This is a genomic window from Microcystis sp. LE19-131.1A, assembly GCF_027532015.1.
In the GTDB taxonomy this organism is placed as follows: Bacteria; Cyanobacteriota; Cyanobacteriia; order Cyanobacteriales; family Microcystaceae; genus Microcystis; species Microcystis ichthyoblabe_A.
The window spans coordinates 1-5,494 of sequence record NZ_JAPZSS010000227.1 but is presented as its reverse complement, the minus strand read 5'-3'; the positions used below and the strand labels follow the sequence as shown (position 1 = coordinate 5,494).

Here is a 5,494-nt window from a genome sequence, read left to right as displayed (position 1 = left end):
TTGGTTAGTTCAGAAACGACTCGAAGTTCAAGTTGACGATTAGCTCTGATTGAGGGAGCTAATTTTCCTTGTTTTCTATTTGAGAATCGTTTTTGTCGATGCGCTCTTAGATTAAAAGAAAGTTGGCGGTTAATCCGTCTTCCTCTACGTCCTCTTCGCATTAAGCATCGATTGTCTAGGCGCTCTCTTACTCGCTTAAAAGGAAGTTCTAAGTGAGCCTTCCAAAGAGTAAAAAGGGAGGATTGAACGCCAATTCCAGAGAATAATTTACCCGGGTTAATACCAATGGCAATCGGTTGGGTTTTGCTATCAGAAGGTTCAGTGGTTAGCTGGACATAGAAAATATCTAAGTCGTTGAATTTACCGATAGCTTTTCCTTGCTTAATCCACCGCCTGGCCCGACTGGGTTTGGTGGGCATTAACGACTTTCCGTCTTTTGAGATAACAGGAACTCTTGGCATGGAGATAATCCTTAAGAGTGAAGTGAATGTCCCTTACCGCAACACAATCAAGATGTCTTGTCTAACAACGCTTTACCAATAGAGCTGAGAGGGAATCCGAACTAGGGAAGTATTCGGAGGTCTGGGCTAGATTGTGTCTCGATGCGGTAGTCTCTACTTGCGTCGCCTAAATTGGTCTAGGCAAGCCCCGTCCCTTTTAGGGCGCGGTTAGTGACGAATCAAATTATCTCAAACCCAGTCAACGCTTCGACATTTTGTCGGAAAGCGATTAAGGCATGATTAGCTTGATACTCGACGAGACCAGAGAAGATCGCCTCCGAGACTTCCTGCGAGACAACGGTTTTGATCTCAATATTGGTGTTATAACCGACCATATCTCCCTGGCGGTTGCCGTGGCGACCTGCGCCCTGGGCTTGCGAGAGGGTATAGCCAGTTACGCCTAACTCTTGCAGCAGCTTGATCATGCGGTCTTGCAAGACGGTTTCACCAATGATGACAACCAGTACAGCCGGTTTAATGGGTAGGGATGAGGATGACATGGGCAACTCCTAAAATGGGTTTTTCAAAGACAATACTATTGACATCCTCACCACGCCACTTTTTTAGGGTGGTCGCGTCAATGGGGTTGACGCAGATAGCGAAAAACGCTTAATTGCTTAAGTCTGACACTTTCGACCCGTCCGTTTTGAGTGTCCGAATGCCCTCCGGCCACTTTGAACAAGTCGAAAAAATCTCATCTTCAACCTTATTTCCTAGAAAGTTTTACTCGTTCAAGGCCGAATTTGAAGTCTTTTCTGAACGAAACCCCCTACTATCTGTGGTCAGGGTTCAGTTTTTAGCTTGGTTATCGCTTTTTCCATTGTAGCTTAAAGCCGTCCTCAAAGGACGGGGTTTTCAAGCCAAATTTTCGATAATAGAATACCTGACTGGGGTACGCTCAAGAGATGGCGATCGCCTCTGTTGTCGGTATCAAAATATTCTCGGAAATCGGCTTGGCATCGGGTAAGTAGTCCATAAAAAGCCTCATCTGATTCATTTGTACGGGACCAAAAATAGTGGCAAAAGAAACATCGGCTGCATCTCGTCCTGTGCCAACGCGAATTAGCCCGCTCTGAGGCACAAGGCGGGTAGGATCGAAAAGATACCAGCGACCCCCTAGATAAGCCTCAAACCAGGCATGAAAATCGGGGGGATTTAAACCATAGGCGTAGCCGGAAACAAAGCGTGCTGGAATATTCAAGGCCCGACAAAAAGCAATGCCTAAATGGGCAAAATCACGACAAACGCCTACCCTTTCTATCGCTGTATCGCAAGCAGAAGTTAAAGAATCACTGCTACCAGAGAGATACAAAACATTGTTATAAATCCAGTTACAGATAGCTGTCACCCTGGAATAACCAGGGACTAAATGGCCAAATTCAGCCGCGACAAAGCGCAATAATCGATCTGACTGACAGTAACGACTCGGATAAAGATAGTACAAGATATCGAGGGGTAAATCGGCTGGCTTTACTTCAAAAACCGTACTGGGGTCTGAATAATAAGGAGATAAGCCAACGGTTGCTCGATAGGAAATTTGCAAATTGCCAGGAGGGGCATTGAGTCGAAAGTATCGGTTTCCACTGACAGAAGTGATATATTCCTCAATCGACCGTTGAGAGTTAGAATGGAGGTCTTCCTGAACAATAATCTGATGGTTGTTGCTGACAATAGCAACATTAAGAATTAGAGTGCTTGCTTGCTCAATGCTGTAGGTTAATTCACAGCCAAGCTCATACTTTAGCATATCGTTTTTCCCTGTCCTTTCAATACGAGCAGATGCTGGAGCCGAAGCCGATTGTAACGCTGCACCCACAAACAAGGCAGGTTGAAAGCTGTTCCCACGGCGAGGTTTACCAGCACACCCCAGCCAGGAGTCCAGAGCATCGTCACTAACCAAAACAGCCAGATGGCGATGTGAACGTATTCCGCGCGACGGGTTTCAGCCAAAAAACGGGACATTACGGCACAGTCCCCACCGCCAACGGATGTTTTGCGAAAACCTCCTGGGAAGAAATCCCCTGCTTCTGGCAACCGATCCTTCCATCGCTTGATCCGCAGTACCCGATTGTACCATTGTCTATCTTCCCCCCAGATTCGTGGCCGGGTCAGGCAGGTGTCCGTTTCTAGGAATTTCAGGGGAAGTCGATGACCGACAAAACCGATCAAAAGTGACCAGGCTGTCCAACCGACCACACAAAGCCCGACGATTACCCCATCCGGTAACTGTAGTATAGATAATCTCATTCATTCACCTTGCCATCGGGTACTTATCCTTCGTCCTTTCCATTCGATTTGACCACGTTCGAGATTCAGAATTGCCAGCAGGAACACTGCAATGAAGAAGGCAACCGGAATGGGGAAGAAAAAGACGATTGCTCCGAATGAACCCACTGGCCATACAATTATGGCTAACTGTATGGCGAAGGCAAGATAAAGCAGTACGTTATATAGTAAGGATGAATTCCCGACAATCGGCCAGCCAAATAGGGATGCGGGCAGACACCAAGCCGCCCAGAACAGCCCTGAAAGCCAGAACACAACCGCCAGCATCCGCAGCCAAGAGACTTCCCCTGCTGCCGTTGCAAAGTTTTTGTCGAAACCAACAACCAGGTCTCGCAGCCCGCCGGGGTACATCCGATAGTCCAGTTGGCCATGACCAATGTATGCACTCACTGGCAGTCCCGCACTCTCATAAATATGAGCCATGAACCAGTCTTCTACAACATATCCTGCCACAGCGTCGTGGCCGCCGACCCGCTTATAGTCATCCTTGCTGGTAGCCATAGCCGGTCCAAAAGCCACACCACCTCTTGCTCCCAGTTTGACAGCCATCAAGCCGACGAGATTGAACAGAACCGCTAACAGTTCGTAGGGGCGTTCAGTGCGGTGATAGGGCTGAACTGAGACCAGACCACCTAAGTGTTGAACAGTTGCCACCAGCCTGCGGAGCAGCTCCTTCCCTGGCTCAGTGTCGGCATCGAGAAAGACGAGAATATCGCCAGATGAGGCTGCATATCCGGTTTTGAGTGCCCAGTTTTTCCCTGTCCAACCTGTGGGCAAAGGGCTAGTCTTCACTACTTTCACCCCGGCCTGTTCGGCGATCTGTGGGGTAGCATCGGCGGACTGGTCATCGATGACAATGATTTCGTAGGGCTTGAATGTTTGCTGCTTTAAGGCTGTTAGCAAATTAGGGAGGGTACTCTCTTCATTCCTCGCCGGAATCAAGACCGAGACTTTAGGCGAACCGACGACTGAAAGGTCTGGAAGTCGCGGCAACCGCCACATCAATCCCCAGCCTATTAGCCAGCGCACCACCAGTGTGATGGACATCAGATCCATAATAATTCAACCTTTCCTTCTGTCTAGAACATCACTCACCTACCGATACGAATTCCCTTAAGAAAACTCAGCAATCCGAACACCTTAAGAATCCACAAAACGAGGGCGATGACAACCACAATGTTCAGGATTTGCTTGATCTTGCTGTCCATCGGAATGTAGTTGTTCACGAGCCACAATAGAACCCCAACCACGATGATAACTACCATAAACTGTACCAGATCCATGACTGACCTCCTTTCTCCGATCTAATGAGTTTCGTCAAGCATTTTATTCTCTTCATTATTATTATATATGCTCGTTTATATATGCTCTTTAGGTGGCCAGGGCAATCGCACACAATTCTTGAAGATACGCAATAAATCTACAAGATATCCTCATGGAATAGCAATTAGGAGATAAATATTAAATTTTTCAAGTTAGTATACAGAATATTAACTATCTGTTTACAGGTTCGCACAAAACAATGTTAACGGACAAATGTTCATCACCAACAGCCCTGATTGAAAAACACTTTGGCACTCTAAAAGACCCTAGAGCGTTACACAACATTGAGCATTTGCTGATAGATATTATTGTGATTAATATCTGTGCAACCATTTGTGGGGCGAACAACTGGTAAGCAGTTGCTGCCTATGTTATAACCAAATATGAATGGCTAAAAACTTTTCTAGCTCTGCCTAATGGGATTCCCTCTCATGATACATTGATCCGATTATTTGCCCGTTTAAAATCAGAAGAACTCCAGTCATGCTTTATTAGTTGGATGCAAGCAGTTCATCAGGTGACCAATGGAGAACTCTTAAATGTGGACGGGAAAACCTTACGAGGGGCAAAAGAACGAGGAAATAACCGCAGTTTAATTCCTATGGTAAGTGTCTGGTCAGCCACTAATCATTTGGTACTTGGTCAACGAAAAGTCGCTGAAAAATCCAATGAGATTACTGCTATTCCTGAATTATTGAAGATTTGAGAAATTCGAGGTTGTTTAGTAAGTATTGATGCCATGGGATGTCAAGCTGAAATTGCCTCTACAATTATTGAGCAAGGCGCTGATTATGTATTAGCATTGAAAGCTAATCAAGGAAATCTTTATGAAGATGTCACCCAATTGTTTAATAGGGGAGCATCTCACCTTTGCATAAATGCTTAATGCAAAGGTGAGGTCAATAAAAAAGTTAAAAAAGAGAACCATTCAGATAGGCACAGCGATGACGAAGGACTTGCGGTACATTGCCAGAATTCCAACTTGCGCCAGCAATTTTAACACGAAACCCAATTTGTTTCACCTGAGATGACCCGGAGCCAGAACCAATGGAAATCCACTCTTCTTGAAAATAACCATAATTGACAATTCGATGTTTATGCTTGTTTAAATAAGTAATAAAATTCTCAACTTGCGGCTCTGACCATCCTTCACAACAAGAGATAGCGGCGTCCACGTCCCCCTTCCATAGAAAACATTTTACCTCCTCAATTCGCTGGAATGACCCGCCAACTTTATAGAGGTTTTCGATTAAATGATACCAATCCAATATTTCAATTCTTTCCTGTTTCTCTCCGATCTCACGAAATAAATTCCAGATACCATCATGTCCATCTCCTAAACAAATTAAAGGCTTGGCCAAAACTTGAGAATTAACCAAATCTAA

At 45.4% G+C, this 5,494-nt stretch carries 6 protein-coding genes and 2 pseudogenes; 1 reads left to right on the top strand and 7 read right to left on the bottom strand.

The features are described 5' to 3' along the window. The 6 genes from O9323_RS16640 to O9323_RS22755 form a co-directional block, all read right to left on the bottom strand. Positions 1–461 (bottom strand): RRXRR domain-containing protein (locus O9323_RS16640; protein WP_353851597.1); only part of this gene is annotated, 461 nt, incomplete at its 3' end. A 218-nt stretch (positions 462–679) separates the two neighbouring features. Next, complete coding sequence (locus tag O9323_RS16635) at positions 680–1,000, bottom strand: P-II family nitrogen regulator (RefSeq protein WP_002752253.1); 321 nt, start codon at positions 998–1,000, stop codon at positions 680–682. A 398-nt stretch (positions 1,001–1,398) separates the two neighbouring features. After that, on the bottom strand, positions 1,399–2,247 hold the full coding sequence (locus tag O9323_RS16630; protein WP_002752254.1) for a transglutaminase-like domain-containing protein: 849 nt from the start codon (positions 2,245–2,247) through the stop codon (positions 1,399–1,401). After that, positions 2,241–2,747, bottom strand: coding sequence for a glycosyl-4,4'-diaponeurosporenoate acyltransferase CrtO family protein (locus O9323_RS16625; protein WP_002752255.1), 507 nt, complete (start codon positions 2,745–2,747; stop codon positions 2,241–2,243). The genes O9323_RS16630 and O9323_RS16625 overlap by 7 nt, the downstream gene beginning before the upstream one ends. Beyond that, positions 2,748–3,842 carry a glycosyltransferase family 2 protein gene (locus O9323_RS16620; protein ID WP_002752256.1) on the bottom strand — a complete coding sequence of 365 codons (1,095 nt, stop codon included), beginning with the start codon at positions 3,840–3,842 and terminating at the stop codon, positions 2,748–2,750. Positions 3,843–3,877: 35 nt separating this feature from the next. Next, a complete protein-coding gene (locus O9323_RS22755) occupies positions 3,878–4,051 on the bottom strand; it encodes a Thivi_2564 family membrane protein (protein WP_304598356.1) in 174 nt (57 codons plus the stop codon). A 257-nt stretch (positions 4,052–4,308) separates the two neighbouring features. Between O9323_RS22755 and O9323_RS16615 the strand changes: the two are divergent. Then, positions 4,309–4,983: pseudogene (locus O9323_RS16615) on the top strand (ISAs1 family transposase); the annotation flags it as partial. A gap of 37 nt (positions 4,984–5,020) precedes the next feature. Here O9323_RS16615 and O9323_RS16610 read toward each other — a convergent pair. Beyond that, positions 5,021–5,494, bottom strand: a pseudogene (locus O9323_RS16610) (ISKra4 family transposase); the annotation flags it as partial.

Excerpts from the sequence above, each read along its gene's own strand:
- O9323_RS16635 (WP_002752253.1), bottom strand. The coding sequence starts at position 1,000 with ATGTCATCCTCATCCCTACCCATTAAACCGGCTGTACTGGTTGTCATC.
- O9323_RS16630 (WP_002752254.1), bottom strand. The coding sequence starts at position 2,247 with ATGCTAAAGTATGAGCTTGGCTGTGAATTAACCTACAGCATTGAGCAA.
- O9323_RS16625 (WP_002752255.1), bottom strand. The coding sequence starts at position 2,747 with ATGAGATTATCTATACTACAGTTACCGGATGGGGTAATCGTCGGGCTT.
- O9323_RS16620 (WP_002752256.1), bottom strand. The coding sequence starts at position 3,842 with ATGGATCTGATGTCCATCACACTGGTGGTGCGCTGGCTAATAGGCTGG.
- O9323_RS22755 (WP_304598356.1), bottom strand. The coding sequence starts at position 4,051 with ATGGTAGTTATCATCGTGGTTGGGGTTCTATTGTGGCTCGTGAACAAC.